The sequence below is a fragment of the Enterobacter sp. E14S genome, from assembly GCF_055666685.1.
Window position 1 is genome coordinate 153,173 of record NZ_JBVODQ010000007.1, and the last position, 16,954, is coordinate 170,126.

Sequence of the window (16,954 nt, forward strand, 5' to 3'; positions counted from 1 at the left end):
GGTACTACAGGTGCTATCAGGTAATGATGTGTTGCTGGTTAACAAGCTCGTCGTAGGTGGTCTGAACGCCATCAAGCGTAACGAGCGTGGTATTAGTGTAGGTGCCTCCCGCACCGTCACGGTCGATGGAGATCACGGTATTGCCATTACTATTAGTGACATGGAGATAATTCCCCAGCGTCGCGGCGCTACCGTTCCAGCCCACCAGCAGATCGCCGATGTCGATTTTGTCCCCCTGCGCCAGCGAGAAGCCGGTCCAGTGATCGCCCGCGGTGCTGCTGACGTTACCCGCCGTAGCATTCCCCACCGTACTGTTCAGCACCTGGTAAATCAGCGTATCGCCGTAGGCCGTACCGGTGATGGCGTCGTTATGTTCCGAACTGATGAACTGCGGCGCCATATTGATGGTCAGCGTGGCGCTGTCCGTTCTCCCGGTAGAGTCGGTCAGTGTGTAGTTGAAGGTCTCCTTCGACGTCATGGATGAGAGCGATACCCCGCTGTTGAGGGTATAGGTGTAATGGCCGTCAGCGCCGATCGCCAGGACGCCGTAATGGCCGGTGATGTTCACCGTTGCGCTGCCGGTATACGGATCCAGCGTGGTGGTCACGCCGTTGTACCCGGTCACGCTCAGACGGGTATCCACCGAGTGGAGCTGATCCAGCACGCCGCCAGAATCGGTGCCGTCAAAGATATTGCCGTTGACGGTGTGGCTGCCGGTGACGTCGAAATCACTCAGCGAGTAGGTGGTGCCGTTCACGCTTGGTGTGATGGTGATGTTCCCCACGCTCAGCCCCGGTACGCTACCGGTAAAGTTCAGCGTATAGGTCCCGGCGTTCAGATCCAGCCCGGTGAGCGGGATGTCGATATTGCCGCCCAGCAGTGAGCCGCCGCTGAAGGAGCCGCTGCGTATCACGCCCGAGCCGTCGCTGATGGACCAGTTTACCGTCAGCCCGCCCAGCGCCAGCAGCGAGGCCACGTTAAAGTGGAGCGACACGTTGTGCAGCGCGGTGTTCGCGTCGACCACGAAGGTTCCGCTGCCGGAGCCCTGGGTTGACGAGAGCAGGGCCGTCGTCCAGCTGGCGGTGCCCACTGTCGTATCCGAGTATGCCGACGTGTGGTGCACCGAGGTGAGGTCCATCGTGGCGCTGACATCGTTCACCGCATCCATCGCCCGGGGGGTTGGGGTGATGTTGAGCGATGCCGTATCCTTCGAGCCGTCAGGCGCGGTAACGGTGTAGACGAAGGTATCCGGCGTGCTGATATGGTCCGCCCCCACTCCGCTTCTCAGGGTGTAGGTGTACTGTCCGGACGAATTGATGGTCAGCGTGCCGTATTCCCCCTGAATGGTGGTGGTTCCACTGCTGTTGACCGCCACGCCGTTCACTTCGGTGACCAACGTGCCCGGAGGAACTGGGTCATTCGCCAGCACGTCGCCCGTGGTGGTTTCGCTGATACTCGCCACGCTGTAGACATGATCCTGCAGGACGCTCAGCGTGTAGCCCGTCAGGACGGCGATCCCCGATGCGGTATTGAGTAAGAACAGGTACTCCCCGGCCGGCAGATTCAGCGTCAGCTGGGATGACGTGCCACCCAGCAGCGGGGCGCGCAGCCAGCCCGACTCGACGCGAACCTGCTCGAAGGTCTGGGTGGCGTTGTTGAACTTATAGACGTACAGATCGAATACCGACGCCAGCGCCACGCCGCCCACGGAGGCCTGGATGGTCATGGTGCGGGTCGTGCCTTCCTCCACGTTGTAGATAATCGGGTTGGTCATGTCGTCCAGCAGGTTAAGCCCCAGCGTGCTGCCGAGATTAATGCCCACCAGGGTAAAACCGTTCTGAGACGAGGCGCCGTTATTAATCTCGCTCACGGTGGTGTCAAAGGTCAGCGAGGCCGTATCGTCCACCGCCACAATGCCGTTGATTACCGTACCTGCACCCAGAGACAACACCAGCTGCGCCGACGCGCTGACGCCGTTATGGGTGATGGTGTAGGTGAAGTTCTCCGTCCGGCCAACGACCGCGGCGCTGGTGTCGGTCAGGTTGTAGGTGTAGCTGCCGTCGCGGTTGATGGTCAGCGTACCGTATTTGCCCTGAATCACCGTGCCGTCGGCGTTCACGCTGGTGGTGACGCCCTGGGCGTTAGTGACCGCGGAGATAGTGGTTCCGGCCGGCGCGTTGTCGCTGCCGGCGGTCGGGTCCGTATCGAGGATCACGTTGCCGTTGAGGCTGGTTTCGCCCGTGACCGTACCCGGACCGGTCTCTTTCACCGCCACGTCGAGGCTGGTGTAGGAGCCGGTTGCCAGCAGGTTGGTGTTGTAGCTGAGCACGCGATAGTTGCCGTCGGCCAGCCCGGTCAGGTTCAGCGAGACGCCGGTTGCGCCGAGGGTCAGGAGATCGGCAAACTGCGGTTGGCCGGTGTCCACCACGGTGGTCCAGGCGCCGTTGACGTAATGCTGAACCACCAGTTCAAGGGTGTTGAGCAGAGAGAGCACCGCTCCCGTGGCGTTGGCGTTCACCACGATATCCGCGCTGCCGCCGCTGCCCACCGTGAAGTTGACCTGGGCCGTATCATTGCCCAGCAGCGTCAGGACGTTGCCGACGGCGCCGACCAGCAGGAAGCCGTAATCGCTGTACTGGCTGTTGGTCACGGTTGCCGTGGTGCTGAGGTTCAGCTCTTCGACGTTATTGCTGGCGGAGAGCGGCACCACCGGCGCAAGGGCGGAGCCCGGCAGCGAGGTGTTGCCCGCGGCGTCGGTGGCGGTGATCTGCAGCGTCTGGCCTTCGGTCTGTTTGTTAATGAAGGTGTAGGTGTAGGTGCCGTTGCTGCCCGCAATGGCGGTGACCGTCGAGCCGTCCGCAAGGCGGATCGCGACGGTGCTGCCTGCTTCCGCAGTCCCGGTCAGGACGCTACCGTCGGCGTTGAAGGTCCCGGTCGGCGCCGTTGGAGCGGTCGTATCGACGATAATCGTCGTCACGGCTGACGCCACGCTGGTGTTGCCCGCCGCATCGGTGGCCGTGGCGGTGAAGTTATGCGTGCCTTGCGCCAGCGTGGTGGTTTGCGGCAGGGTCCAGTTGCCGCTGCCGTCGGCGGTCACCGTACCCACCAGAGTAATGCCATCGTAGATCCGCACCGTGGCATTCGCTTCGGCGGTTCCGCTCAGCGTTGGGCGCGTGTCGTTGGTCGGATTCGTACCGGTCACCGGGCCGGTAACGCTGCCGACGTCATCAATCACTGAAATGATGGCCGGTGCGCCCGGCGCGAGGGTATCGACGTTAATCACGTACCCGGCGGTCGGCGCGCTGGCGTTACCCACCGCATCGGTGGCGGTAAAGGTCAAATTGTGCGGACCGTTGCCCAGCGCCGGGGATGGCGTAAAGCTCCACGCCCCGCCGGTCGCCGTCACGCTGCCGATTTGTACGCCGTTATCAAAGATTTTTACCGTTGACCCGGCTTCCGCCGTACCGCTGAGGGTTGGCTGCGTGTCGTTGGTGAACCCGCCGTTCGCCACCGGCGTCGCCGCATTGCCCACGTCATCCAGAATGCTGGTCAGCACCGGCAGCGCAGGTGGCGTGGTGTCGACGGTGAGGTTAAAGCTGGTGGACGACACGCTGGTGTTGCCTGCCGCATCCGTCGCCTGCGCGGTGAAGCTGTGCGCGCCAGCGGTCAGCGTGGTGTTGAGCAAGATACTCCAGCTTCCGTTGCCATCCGCGGTGCCCGTTCCGACAAGTGTAGTTCCCTCATAGATCTTCACGGTGGCAAACGGTTCGCTGGTTCCGACAAGGCGCGGTACCGTATCGTCGGTTGTTTGCCCGGACGTAAGCGGGCCGGTGATGGTGCCCACGTCGTCTATCGCCTGGCTGATAACCGGCGCGTTCGGTGCGGTGGTATCCACAATCAGGGTAAAGTCCGGCGAGCTCAGGCTGACGTTGCCCGCTGCATTGGTGACCGTGGCGGTCCAGGTATGGCTGCCGTTGGCCAGCGGCGTTGACGGCGTAAAGCTCCATGCGCCGGTACCGTCCGCCTGAACGGTGCCGACCGGCTGCCCGTTCTCATACACGGTGACCGTGGCGTTGGCGGTCGCGGTGCCGTTTAGCGTCGGCGTGGTGTCGTCGGTGCTCTGCCCGGAAGAGAGCGGAGTTTGAATGCTGCCCGCGTTGTCACCCGCGGTCGAAATGACCGGCGCCGACGGCACGCCCGTATCCACCGTCAGGTTAAACGGTGTCGTCGTGCTGCCGGTATTGCCAGCCACGTCGGTGGCGTTGAAGGTGATGGCGTGTAGACCTTCGCCCAGATCGGTACCCGGGGTGAAGGTCCAGCTGCCCTGGGCATTCACCACCGCAGTGCCAATTTCGTTGCCATCAACAATCACGTGCACGGTAGAACCCACCTCGCCCGTACCGTTGAAGGTTGGGCGCGCGTCGTTGGTGCTGTTACCCGACGTGAGCGCCCCGGTGACCGGGCCGACGTCGTCAATCACGCTGGTCACCACCGGTACGCCGGGGGCTGCGGTATCAATGGTAAAGGCGAAGACCGATGAGTTAGCCGAGGCGTTGCCTGCGGTATCCGTTGCATACGCGCGCAGGGAGTAGCTGCCGTCGCCCAGCGGCGCGGTCGGCGTAAAGGACCAGTTCCCGCTGCCGTCAACGATCGCCGTGCCAATCTGCGTGCCGTTATTCATGATGTGAATCGTGCTACCCGCCTGCCCGGTGCCGCTGATGGTCGGGGTGCTATCGTTGGTCACCTGGCCGCTGGTGAGGTTACCCTGGACGCCGCCAGGGACGTTGTCGTTAACATTATCCAGCGTCGGAACCGTCGGTGCCGTCAGGTCAACCACCACGCTCCAGGGAGCTGAGACCGCGCTGACGTTGCCCAGCGGATCGGTCGCCCGGACGGTGAAGCTGTGCGAGCCTTCGCCGAGCGCGGTGTCAGGAGTAAACGTCCACGCGCCGGTGCCGTCAGCCGTTACCACGGCAATCTGGGTACCGCCGTCGAAAATGGTCACCACGCTGTTTGCGTCCGCTGTCCCCGAAAGGGTTGGCGTGGCGTCGTTCGTCTCGGTGCCGCTGACCACCGTGGTGGCGGCGTTACCGACGTTATCCGTGACGTTGGTGATGACCGGCGTGGCGGAAACGGAGTCCACCACGACGGTGAAGCCCGCCGAAGGACCGCTCTGATTCCCCGCCGGATCGGTCTCGCGGATGGTCAGGATATGGTTGCCTTCAGTCAGGACGGGCGTGGTGTAGCTCCAGGTGCCCGTATTGCCGACCTCCGCGGTCCCCAGCAGCACGCCGTTGTTGTAGATGGAGATGGTATCGCCGACCGCGCCGGTGCCGGTGAGGGTCGGCTGGTTGTCGTTGGTGGTCTGGCCGCTGGTCAGCGGTCCGGTGCCCGGACCGACGTCGTCAATCACCGCGCCGATAGCTGGCGTGCCCGGTGCGGTGAGGTCGACGGTGACGCTGGCCGCCGGAGAGCGGCCGCTGGTCTGGCCGTTGAGGGTCGCCGTCACCTCAAAGGTGTGCAGCCCTTCGCCAAGTGCGGCTGGCGTATAGCTCCAGTTGCCGCTGCCGTCGGCGGTCACCGTCGTCAATGGCGTCGCGCTACCGTCCTGATAGATGGTAATCAGGCTGCCCGCTTCGGCCGTACCGGTAAGCGTTGGCGTGGTGTCATTAGTGGTTTTGCCTTTCACATCGCCAGTAATCGGGTCTGCATCATCGACGATCGCCGTGATGACGGGCACCTGCGGCAGCTCGAGCGACGAGTCGGTGACGACAAAAGGCACGCCCGCGCTGGCATTCCCTGCGGCATCCGTAGCGGTCACGGTCAGCGTGGTCGGATCCAGCTGCGCCGGGCTCAGCGCAATGGAGAAGTTGCCGTCGCTGCCGACAACGCCGGTACCAATGACCGTGGAACCGTTTGTCACGGTAATGATGCTTCCCACTTCACCGGTACCGGTCAGCGGTGTTCCTTCATCAGCCAGCAGCATGTTGCCCGGATCTGCCGGGGCGACGGTGTCTACCGTTACGCTCAGCGGCGCTGAACTGCCAGAGAGATTACCCGCGGGGTCGCGGGAAGAGACGGTGAAGGTATACGGGCCATCCAACAGCGTCGTGTCGGCAGTCCAGCTCCAGGTGCCGCCCGGCTGGACCGTCACCAGCACGGTAGATGGCGTGCCGTCTACGGAAACGATAACCGTGGTACCGGGTTCACCGGTCCCGGTAAGAGTTGGCGTGCCGTCCTTCGTGTAGAGCACGTTATTAGACAGCTGGCTGTCAGCTACGGCGCTAATGACGGGGATCTCAGGCGCAACGGTATCGAGGGTAACGGTAAAGACCGAACTCGGCGCGCTGACGTTACCCGCTGCGTCCACGCCCGCCACGGTAATGTTGAGCGGACCGTCCGTTTGCGTTGGAAGCGTCAGGTTCCATTCCCCGTTAGCCACCACGACACGGCCCACTTCGACGCCGTTGTTGTAGACGATCACCGTCTCACCGTTAACGCCGGTTCCGCCCACTGTCGGTGTGGTATCGGTGGTAAAGCCACCGTTAGGCTCACCGCCCACTGCACTAATCACCGGCGTAGCCGGCGCCAGGGTATCCACGACGATCGTAATCGCTGGCGACGGGTCAGAGACGTTGCCCGCTTCATCGGTGGCGGTGGCGGTCCAGGCGTGGCTGCCCTCGGCAATGTCGCTGCCAGGACGCCAGCTCCAGTTGCCGCTGCTGTCTACCGTGACGGTGCCCACGACGGTCGATATGCCGTTGACGGTGTCAGTGATGTTGATGACGTCGTTCGGCGTGCCGGTGCCGCTCAGGACCGGGCGCGGATCGTTGGTGGTTCCGCCATCGGGTACGGGGCCGGTGATCTGGGTGACGCTGTCGGTGACGGTCGGTACCGCAGGCGTAGCCGGCGCTTCGGTATCAATGGTGATGGTTACCGGCTGCGACGGGGCGCTTTCGTTGCCCGTGCCGTCCACGTTGGTGACGGTCAGGGTGATGTCATAGGTACCGCCGGGCAGTGGGGTTGATGGCGTCCACGACCAGCTGCCGGTATTGTCCACGACAGCGTCGCCGATTTTGGCGCCGTTGTTGTAGATCGTCACGGTATCGCCCGCCGTGCCGGTACCGCTCAGGGTTGGCGTGGTATCGCGGGTGGTTTCGCCCGGGTTCAGCGTTGTTGCTGTTCCGTCAGGATTGACGGTGATGGCCGGTACGTCCGGCGTGGCAGGCGCGACGGTATCCACCGTCAATACAAACGGGCTTGAGATGGTGGTATTGCCTGCGGCATCGGTGGCGTGAACCGTCAGCGAATGCGGGCCGTCGGTGAGCGGGGTAACGGGCGTAAAGCTCCAGCCTCCGCTGCCGTCGAGGGTGGCGGTGCCGAGCAGGGTGGCGCCGTCATAGACGGTGATCACCGCATCAGCCGGGGCGGTGCCCTGCAGCAGCGGTGTGGTGTCATCCGTGGTATCGCCGCTGCTGAGCGTGCCCTGAACGCCGCCGACGTCATCGGTCACGGTGACGATGGTTGCCGCCGCTGGCGGCGTGGTATCGACGGTCAGGGTGAAGCCGCCTGACGGCTGGCTGGTGTTACCCGCCGCATCGGTGGCAACAACGGTAAAGGTATGAGGCCCGCTGCCAAGAGGCGTGGTGAGGGTATAGGTCCACGTGCCATTGTCGTCGACCAGGACCGTGAAAAGATCGGTGCCATCCAGGCGGATGGTGACGCTTGAGCCAGGTTCAGCCGTACCGTTGAGCGTCGGCGTGGTGTCGTTGGTGCTGTCGTTGGGGTTGAGCGCGCCGAGGCGTTCCGGCACATCATCCAGCACCTGGGTAATGACCGGGGCGGCAGGCGCGACGCTGTCAATCGTCAGAGTCCAGGTGTTGGAGACGCCGCTGGTGTTACCTGCCGCATCGGTCGCGACGGCGGTCAGGGCGTGGGGGCCCTCGGCGATAGGCGAGGAAGGCGTAAAGATCCATACGCCAAGACCATTGGCGATGGTCGTACCAATAGCAACACCGTCCACGCGCACGGTGACCGTCGCGTTTGCTTCGGCGGTACCGCTGAGCGTCGGGGTGGCGTCGTTAGTGGTCTCATTAATGTCGAGCGAGCCGGTGCGACCGGGAACATCGTCCACGACTTGTGAAATCACCGGGGCGCCAGGTGCCGTGCCGTCGACGTTAATTGTCCACGGGTCTGATAACCCGCTCGGGTTACCGGCGGGATCCGTCGCCTTCGCGGTCAGCACCCAGGTGCCATCGGTCAGCGGTGCGGGCGGCGTAAAGCTCCAAAGGCCGGAGGAGGGAACAACCGTCGTACCGAGGACATCGCTGCCGTTATAAATCGTGATGGTCGAGCCCGCTTCGCCCGTCCCGTTCACGGTCGGGGCCCGGTCGTTGGTGAGGCCGTTCTGGCCCACGGGGCCGGTGGTGGCCTGCACGTCATCCATCACCGACACGATAATTGGCGTCTGCGGTGGGGTAATGTCCGGTGACGCCGCGGAGGTTGCGGGCCCCGTGTTGCCCGCCGTGTCGGTGGCGTCAGCGGTCAGGATTTCGCCGTTGAGCTTCGGCGGGGTCAGCGTCAGGCTAAAGTTCCCTTCGCTGTCGGCAACAACAGTGCCAAGGGTGACATTGCCTTCACGGATGGTCACCGTGCTGCCAGCTTCCGCGATGCCGCTGATGGTGCCGCCATCATTCGAAACCTCGAGATTACCCGGGGCAGACGGCGGCGTGGTGTCCACGGTGAAGATGACGGGCTCTGAGGTTGCGCTCAGGTTTCCTGCGGCATCGGTTTCAGTGACGGTTATGGAGTGTGTCCCGTCCGGGAGCGGGCCGTTCGGCGTGACGCTCCAGGTGCCGTTGGGCAACACCGTCGTTGTGCCAACCACCACGCCGTTATCGTAGATGGTGATTGTTCCGCCGGGCTCGCCGGTTCCCGCGAGGATCGGCAGTGAAGCATCGGTAGGCGCGACCGACGTGATGGTTCCCTTGATAAGGCCCGTATCGTCGGTCAGCACAATCGCGCTCGGCGCGTCCGGCGGAGTAAGATCCACCGTAAGGGTAAACACCGGCGAGGCTGGCCCGGTGTTGCCGGCGGCGTCGGTTGCCCGCACGGTAATCTGGTGAGTACTTTCGCTCAGGTCAACCGACGGGGTAAAGGTCCAGGTGCCGTTGCTGGCGACGACCGCTGTACCAATGGCGACTCCGCCGTCATAGATCGTCACGGTCGAGCCCGCTTCGCCGGTGCCGGTAAGCTGCGGGCGCTGATCGTTGGTGCTGCCGCCGTTGCTGACTGCCCCCGTCTGCGGGGCGATATCATCCGTGACGCTGGTGATTGCTGGCGCATCGGGCGCGGTGGTGTCCGGCGCGTTGAGCGTTGTGCCCGGGCTGGTATTCCCGGCGTTATCCGTCGCGGTGGCGGTCACCTGCTCGCCGTTGGTCAACGGTGTGCCGAGAGAGACGGTAAAGCTGCCGTCGCTGCCCGTTGTTCCTGTGCCAATGACGTTGCCGTTCGCGTCTTTCAGCGTGATGGTACTGCCGGGTTCAGCGGTACCGGTGACGGTTTTGCCATCTGAAGAGAACTTAAGGCCGGAAGGCGCGTTCGGTGCTGTCGTATCCGCATCGGCCGAATTGTTACTGCCGCCACCACCACCGCTTGCCGCCGCCGCGATGCCGCCCGCGGCGGCAATGCCGCCCAGTGCCCATGGCCAGATGGCGGCACCACCGGCGTCGCTCCCGGAGGCTGCAAGCAGCACGTCCGTAGACGCGATGGATTCGTACGTGGCAGCTCCGGTCGGATCTTCAATCCACCATAATGCGCCGTTGCTGTCCTGCAGTACCAGCTGGCTCACGCCCTGCGCGTCCGTGACGTAGAAGTTTTTAAGGGTGATCACCTCGCCGGAGTGCAGCGTAACCAGCAGATCGTTACCGTTTCGCGCGAAGTGGGAGACGCTCGCTCGCTCGACATGAAGCTCAACGATAGAGGAATGGCTCAGGGTAACCTGTGTGCCTTCCGAGGTCGTTTCCACGCCAGTAAGTTTCGATATAACAGAGATTTGGCTCATTTAGGCATTACTCCAGCAGATGTATCATGAACGGCGAGCAAGACGAGCCATCTCTGCAGAAGGTAAAGGGCGCCCCCGGCGCAGTCGCTGTTATTACTCAGCACTGACCGTTGTTTTTAGCGCGCACGATGCCCGCCAGAATTCAGAGTGGCAACATCAGAGCGAATCTAATGACTTATAAAAGTGAACAATTTTTATGGGTGTTTTGTATCGTGTAAAACCCTGTAATTAATAGAGGAATTATTTTTTAGAATATAAAAATGATATAGACAGAAAACGAAGGTTGTGCAAATTAAGCTTTCGTAAATAAGTGCCAAAACAATGAAGAGGGCATTAATGTATTGGGGTGGCTAATAATTTAATTGGCTCAACCTTTTGTTTTATATGGTTTTAGTTTTAACCTGTGACGTTGATTCTGAATATGATTTACGCAGTATGATAATTGGTAGGGGATATTTTTAATATAATGTAAAACGTTATTGTTTAAGCGCGCTTAATATGCATTTAAGTTAAGGTAACGTTTTTGATATAAGATATATTATGTCACCCACACAATAAAATATATTCTTATGCAGGCTTAAAACTCTGCTATCACGCGAAAATAATAGCGTTAAGTAAAGGGTAAAATAACCTGATTTATTTCCACTGGGGCTACGACGTCAGCATGATTTTGCGACAGCAAAAAATTCACGGGGAGAATGAATAAAAATCGTCAGTCGGGCGTTTACTGACGTCACTTCCTTCTTACCCTGGAGCTTTATATGAACACGACCTCGTTTCGTTTGATCCCGGTGCTGATTTTTTCCCTGCTGTCCCCCCTGGCGCTGGCAATGGGCAATAATAGTACCGAGAGCAAAACGCCCGATTGTCCTTCCGGACAGGTGTATGACAGCGCCACCCAGAAATGCGTGCCGGACAAGAACAGCAGCCTCAGCGACCAGGACAAAACCAACTACGCGTACCATCTCGCGAAGAAAGGCGAGTATCAGGCGGCGCTGAACCTGCTTGATTCGCTGAAAAATGGCAATACGGCTGAAGCGTGGAACTATCGCGGGTTCGCCACGCGCAAGCTTGGCCGCACGGACGAAGGGATTGGTTACTACCAGCGCGCGCTGGCTATCGCACCGGATTATGCCAAAGCCCGGGAATACCTCGGTGAAGCGTGGATGGTAAAAGGACGTCCTGACCTCGCGAAAGAACAGCTGAAGGTGATTGCCGGTATTTGTGGCCAGTCCTGCGAGGAGTACCGTGACCTGCAGGCCGCCATCAACGGGCATCCGGAATCCTGATTTTCTCGTGGAGGGAAAACACATCGCTACCAGTGAGGTTCGTCAACAGTTAGCCGCACACCTGCCGCGTCTCTGGCGCTATGGGCTGGTGCTGTCGCGAAACAGGGATATCGCCGAAGAGCTGGTTCAGTCCACCTGCGTGCGTGCGCTTGAACGGAGCAGCCAGTATACGCCGGGCACGCGCATCGACAGGTGGCTGTTCGCGATACTGCACTCTATCTGGATCTCTGAGCTTCGGGCACGACACGTGCGTCAGGGGCAGGGATTTGTGGCCAGCGACGAGCTTCTGGCGCCGGACACCCGCGAACAGGATGAGACGCGTCTGCATTATCTGAAGGTGATGCAGCGCGTTAACGCGCTGCCTGAAGCCCAGCGCAACGCGGTATTTTTGGTTTATGTCGAAGGCTTTACCTACCAGGAGGCGGCGGACACTCTGGCGGTGCCTATCGGTACCGTGATGAGCCGGCTGGCGACGGCACGGGCTCGGCTTGCAAGGTCCGCTGACGCATTGCCTCCGGCAAAGGAGAAACGCTCTTGAACTCGCACCGTTTTGCACCGCCCTATAACGACGACGCTATCGTGGCATGGATAGATGGCGAGATGTGCCGCGCCGACGCGCAGCAATTTGAAGAACAGTTGAAAAGTGACGAACGCCTCTCCGGGCGAACCGCCGAACTGATGAAAAGCTGCCAGGATTTCGCCGGGGCGTTTGCCCCCCTGCTGGATGAGGCACCTCTGGAGAGAATGCAGGCGCGTCTGGCGGCACTTCCCGATCCACAATCCTCCACGCCTTCTGGCGTCAGCAGGCGGGCGCTGATCGCCGCGTCGGTCAGTTTTTTGATGGTCGGATCCGGGCTGGGCTACCTGCTGCGGCCCGCTTCCGCGCCAGCGGATGAGAACGCCCATATTCGCGACCTCGAAGCGCAATATATGTCCCTGTACAGCGTTGAGACGCTGCTGGATATGGACAGCGCAACGCCGGTCCTGCAGCGCGGGCTGGAACGAGCCGCGCAGGACATCGGCATCAAGCTGCACATGTCACAGCTTGTCCTGCAGGGGGCAGAGCTGAAAATGGTGCGAATGCTGCGCTATGAAACCACCTCGATCGCGCAGATTGCCTGGATCAACGCCGACTACGGCCCGATGGCGCTCTGTATCTCTCCTGTAGATGAGAATACGACTGCCTCTCTGCGCCAGGAACAGCGGCACGGCATGAACCTGGCGTGGTGGCAGGAGGCGGGCTACCAGTTTGTCCTGATTGGCCGCAACCCGCCGCCTCACCTGCGGGGAAACGCGGAGCAGCTACAGCGCCTCATCTCAGGATGACGGCACGTAGTTCGTCTGAATCGCAATAGCGATGGCAATACGATCGTCCACGACCAGCGCAAACTTATCCATCCCGTAGACCGCGCGCGAGATCGCCGTCGTGGCATCCAGCGTGAGGGCCTGCGCGTGCGGGTCTTTCACGACGGCCTCCAGGAGCACCGGACGGGCGATGTTCCGTACGGTTAGCGTGCCGAACACCCTGAACCGCCCGTCGCCCTGGGCAACCACGCGAGAGCTGATGAACTCGATAGTTGGGTAGCGCTCGGATTCAAAAAACATATCGCTTTTCAGCTGCCAGGTGAGCAGCTTGTTTGAGGCTACGAGAGTCGCTACGGGAATGGTGACGTGAATATGGTCGTCGACGTCATTTTCCGGGTTGAGCGTCACGGCGCCCGTCACGCCGCTGAACGTCGCCCAGGAGAGGATGCCGCCAAAGGCATGCCACGACAGCCGAATAGTGGTGTTATCGGTGTCAATTATGTAGCTCTTCGGGGCAGCCGTCGCCCACGGACAAATCAAAACAAGCACTATCACCAGGCGTCGAAGCATCTCAGGATCTCTTTTAGGGGGGCAGGGAGTAAACGCGTCACCCCCGGGATCTATTCGGCTTTGTTGACGTTATTTCAACCGGAGCGCGATAACCGGACCTGGTGACAAGTGTAGCCTTGAGAACGCAGAGCTGCGGGGAATAAAAAAGGCCGCTTGCGCGGCCTTTCGAAGGGATTACTCAGTGACTTTCTTTTCCAGCTCGCTGGCACCTTCTTTGGTTTTGTTCCAGCCTTTCTCAGCGCCTTCTTTGGTGGCATCCCACCCTTCTCGGTGCCTTGTTTGGTTTTATGCCAGGCTTTCTGGGAATCTTCGCTGACTTTGCTGCCCAGGCTCTCGCTTTTACCTTCCGCAGCATGCTTCTGTTTCAGCTTCAGCTCTTCACCTTTGTTCTGCTCTTCGTGCAGTTTTTGCTTCGCCTCGTTGGCGTTTGCGTTCGCCGCAGCGACGGTATCGTCAGTTGCATGTGTGGTCGCAGCAAATACTGGGGAAGCCAGCAGAACGGCAGATAATGCGATAATTGTTTTTTTCATAATATCCTCATTTAACGTTATCGGTTATGAGCGTGATTCAGCATGGCACAGGCGAAACGGGATGGCTTTAGGAAAAAACTGTAATGAGATCAATGTGCCCTGATGAGGGATATTTCGCCTGAGGATTATCCAAAGGATAAAAAGCCTATTTCAGCAAGGGCGGCGAGGGTCAGGAGAATGAAGATAATAACGGTTATGGGTCTGTACATGGTGGGGTTCCTTCCGGGTTGAGCGGCTATTCCGTAGCGCTGGGTGGTGTGTTTTTTATTCTCCATAGGGGGAGGAGTGGTGTCGTTGATATTGGTCAATGGTAGAGAGTACATCCCCAGGCGAGACGGTGAATGAGCCCTGTTAGGGCTAGACGTGGTGATTGTGGTGGCGCGAACACAGATTAATAATATCTAGCCTGCCTATACACTGCGCGATATTCTGTAATGCTTTGTCTTTTTTGTGAACAGGAAAAAGTATGCTTAGTACGTTACCCGCTTTACACAGAAGTTTTGCAGAGCAACTCAAGCTTAAATTTCAGGCTGACTCGCGGATTCACTCCCTTCTTGCTGGCGGCTCGTTTGTTCATGGCGGGTTCGATCAATACTCCGATCTCGATTTTGTCGTTGTGGTAGACCCTTTCTACTATGACGAAATCATGACTCAGCGTATTGTGATCGCTGGAACACTGGGTCACCTGCTCCATGCTTTCACCGGGGAACATGTCGGTGAGCCTCGTCTGCTTATATGTCTGTATGGCCCCGAACTCCTTCATGTCGATCTGAAATTTGTCACCCTGGAAATGCTCACTCAACGCGTTGAGGAGCCAGCGGTGTTATTTACCCGCGATAACCTGGCTCTGGAGCGACAACTGGCAAAATTTAGCGCTCACTGGCCCAACGTGACGCCAGAGTGGTTTGAGTCCCGAGCCTGGATTTGGCTTCATTATGCGGTGGTTAAACTGGAAAGGGGCGAACTCTTAGAGGCGATTGGTATGCTGGCATTCTTCCGGGAGCAAGTGCTGGGACCTATGCTGTACCGTCGAGCAAATCTCCCGCAACGTGGGGTTCGCCGCATTGAATTCCTCAGGATTGATCCCTACGGCCTGCTGACTTCCACGCAGGCAACGCACGATCGTGATTCCGTCAGCATGGCCATCAGAAAGGCTGTTGATGCTTATATCACTCTGCGGGCAGATGTGCTGCCTGAAAATATTGCAGACGATGCAGCGCGTTGGGCGATTATTGCCATGCTCGAAGCCAGAACCCGACCTTAAAAGGTTTTGGTCTGTTCTGCACCCGAGTTCAGACGACGTTTGCGCAAAAATGGTCGTCTGAATTTCGGTTGTGACGTTCTTACTGAATGCTTAGATTCATTTTCAATCTATCGAGAGGATATGAATATGAACTTTGCAGAACGCCACTACCAGCACGAACCTCTTCTTATCGCCAACGTCTGGGATGCCGCTAGTGCTGTCGCAGCACAAAAAGCAGGCTATCAGGTACTGGGAACGTCCAGCGCTGCAATCGCGTCCACACTGGGATATGAAGACGGGCAGGGAATGCCATTTGATGAGTTATTTTATATGGTTACCCGGATCAGGGTTGTCAGCAACCTGCCATTGAGCGTTGATATGGAATCAGGGTATGGTGATTCAACCGAAGAGATAGTAGCCAATCTTCGGCTCCTTGCTCAGACAGTCGTCGCAGGCGTTAACCTCGAAGACAGCCGAGTCATAAACGGGGTTCGCCAACTCGACGATGTCGCTGATTTTTCCCGTAACCTGAGAACGGTATGCGATACGCTGAGAAGCGAAAATTACAGCCTGTTTCTTAATATCCGTACTGACACTTACCTGCTCGGGCATGAAGACGCGTTGCAGTAGACGATATTGCGGGGGCAACGCTATAAAGCAGCAGGTGCTGACGGCCTATTTGTTCCCTGCCTGACGTCAGAGAGAGATATCAGCCTCATTGCAGAGGCGACCGGTCTGCCTTTGAATGTCATGTGTATGCCTAATCTTCCGTCATTCGACAGGCTTAAATTGGCCGGGACAAGCCGCATTTCAATGGGCAATTTTATTCATTCAGCCATGCAGTCAACGCTGAATGATGTCATGCATGCGATCCGATCTCGTCAGACGTTTGAAGGACTTTTTGGTGATGAAAATAACCGATAAGAATTTGTGTGATACCTGGTATCAGGCATTACTTGAACGTGCTCCAGAATATACTGGCGTGTTTTTTGTTGGCGTCAAAACCACTGGCGTATTCTGCATTTCGGTATGCCGGGCGCGAAAGCCCAAACGCGAAAATGTCGAATTTTATAAAGATGCCAAATCTGCCCTGGCGGACGGCTTTCGTCCCTGTAAGGTCTGCAGACCCGCTGAAAATGCGCACAGCGCGCCATTGTTCGTTGAGCAGGCGCTTGCGCTTGTCCGGCGCGATATCAAAACCCGTGTTGCAGACGCGGAGCTTCGTCAGCATGGAATCAGCCCGGAGCGGGTAAGACGCTGGTTCTTGCAACATCACGGCATCACTTTTCAGGCTTTCCAGCGGATGCAGCGGGTGAACGTTGCCCTGCATGAGTTGAAAAGCGGACGAACGGCGACTGACGTTGCGCTGGACAATGGCTATGAATCCCTGAGCGGATTTGGTTACACCTACAAGCGGCTTACTGGCGCAGCGCCGACTCAGGCAACCAAGGTGATAGTCATTCACCGGTTTACCACGACGCTTGGACCTATGTTTGTCTGCGCGACAGAGCGGGGAGTTTGTCTGCTGGAGTTTACCGATCGCCGGATGTTAGAAACAGAATTTCGCGATATCCAGCGTTTATTTAACGCCAGAATTGTCACCGGAGAAAACAGCCATACCCGGCAGACAGTAAAAGAGCTCAGCGAGTATTTTGCCGGAACGCGCCGACAGTTTAATCTCTCTTTAGATGCTCCGGGCAGTGATTTTCAACAATCCGTCTGGCATGAGTTGCGTGTTGTTCCCTACGGACAGACCTCACACTATCAGGCCATTTCTCTACGGATTAATAAGCCAAATGCTGTGCGCGCCGTCGCTGCTGCTAATGGTGCAAACCGGATTGCGATTGTGATCCCTTGTCACAGGGTAATTGGAAAAAATGGCGCGATGACAGGTTACGGTGGTGGCATTTCGCGCAAAGAATGGCTCATTGAGCATGAGAGAAACCACGGTTAA

At 58.9% G+C, this 16,954-nt stretch carries 7 protein-coding genes and 2 pseudogenes; 6 read left to right on the forward strand and 3 right to left on the reverse strand.

The window, feature by feature from the left end; genetic code table 11:
- Positions 1-16 precede the first annotated feature (16 nt).
- Positions 17-10,063, reverse strand: a complete 10,047-nt coding sequence (locus ACZ6J2_RS15570; protein ID WP_471726132.1) for a BapA/Bap/LapF family large adhesin — start codon at positions 10,061-10,063, stop codon at positions 17-19.
- Positions 10,064-10,824: 761 nt separating this feature from the next.
- Between ACZ6J2_RS15570 and ACZ6J2_RS15575 the strand changes: the two genes are divergently transcribed.
- From ACZ6J2_RS15575 to ACZ6J2_RS15585, 3 genes are read left to right on the forward strand one after another with little or no spacing between them, the layout of a single operon-like run.
- A complete protein-coding gene (locus tag ACZ6J2_RS15575; protein WP_471726134.1) occupies positions 10,825-11,352 on the forward strand; it encodes a tetratricopeptide repeat protein in 528 nt (175 codons plus the stop codon).
- A gap of 7 nt (positions 11,353-11,359) precedes the next feature.
- A complete protein-coding gene (locus ACZ6J2_RS15580) occupies positions 11,360-11,890 on the forward strand; it encodes a sigma-70 family RNA polymerase sigma factor (RefSeq protein WP_471726135.1) in 531 nt (176 codons plus the stop codon).
- Positions 11,887-12,678 carry an anti-sigma factor family protein gene (locus ACZ6J2_RS15585; protein ID WP_471726136.1) on the forward strand — a complete coding sequence of 264 codons (792 nt, stop codon included), beginning with the start codon at positions 11,887-11,889 and terminating at the stop codon, positions 12,676-12,678. The genes ACZ6J2_RS15580 and ACZ6J2_RS15585 overlap by 4 nt, the downstream gene beginning before the upstream one ends.
- Here the strand turns inward: ACZ6J2_RS15585 and ACZ6J2_RS15590 are convergent.
- Both ACZ6J2_RS15590 and ACZ6J2_RS15595 read right to left on the reverse strand, forming a co-directional pair.
- The gene (locus ACZ6J2_RS15590; protein WP_409245464.1) at positions 12,670-13,227 is read right to left on the reverse strand and encodes a YceI family protein; all 558 of its coding nucleotides are present in this window, start codon (positions 13,225-13,227) and stop codon (positions 12,670-12,672) included. The genes ACZ6J2_RS15585 and ACZ6J2_RS15590 overlap by 9 nt on opposite strands.
- 174 nt (positions 13,228-13,401) lie before the next feature.
- Positions 13,402-13,757 (reverse strand): annotated as a pseudogene (locus tag ACZ6J2_RS15595) (hypothetical protein).
- Positions 13,758-14,223: 466 nt separating this feature from the next.
- Between ACZ6J2_RS15595 and ACZ6J2_RS15600 the strand changes: the two are divergent.
- The 3 genes and pseudogenes from ACZ6J2_RS15600 (at position 14,224) to ACZ6J2_RS15610 (ending at position 16,954) form a co-directional block, all read left to right on the forward strand.
- The gene (locus tag ACZ6J2_RS15600; RefSeq protein WP_471726139.1) at positions 14,224-15,021 is read left to right on the forward strand and encodes a nucleotidyltransferase domain-containing protein; all 798 of its coding nucleotides are present in this window, start codon (positions 14,224-14,226) and stop codon (positions 15,019-15,021) included.
- Positions 15,022-15,147: 126 nt separating this feature from the next.
- Positions 15,148-15,924: pseudogene (locus tag ACZ6J2_RS15605) on the forward strand (isocitrate lyase/PEP mutase family protein).
- Positions 15,908-16,954, forward strand: a complete 1,047-nt coding sequence (locus tag ACZ6J2_RS15610) for a bifunctional transcriptional activator/DNA repair enzyme AdaA (protein ID WP_471726140.1) — start codon at positions 15,908-15,910, stop codon at positions 16,952-16,954. Before ACZ6J2_RS15605 ends, ACZ6J2_RS15610 begins: the two are co-directional and overlap by 17 nt.

Coding starts and splice junctions, on each gene's coding strand:
- ACZ6J2_RS15570 (WP_471726132.1), bottom strand. CDS start 10,063: ATGAGCCAAATCTCTGTTATATCGAAACTTACTGGCGTGGAAACGACC.
- ACZ6J2_RS15575 (WP_471726134.1), top strand. CDS start 10,825: ATGAACACGACCTCGTTTCGTTTGATCCCGGTGCTGATTTTTTCCCTG.
- ACZ6J2_RS15590 (WP_409245464.1), bottom strand. CDS start 13,227: ATGCTTCGACGCCTGGTGATAGTGCTTGTTTTGATTTGTCCGTGGGCG.
- ACZ6J2_RS15600 (WP_471726139.1), top strand. CDS start 14,224: ATGCTTAGTACGTTACCCGCTTTACACAGAAGTTTTGCAGAGCAACTC.
- ACZ6J2_RS15610 (WP_471726140.1), top strand. CDS start 15,908: ATGAAAATAACCGATAAGAATTTGTGTGATACCTGGTATCAGGCATTA.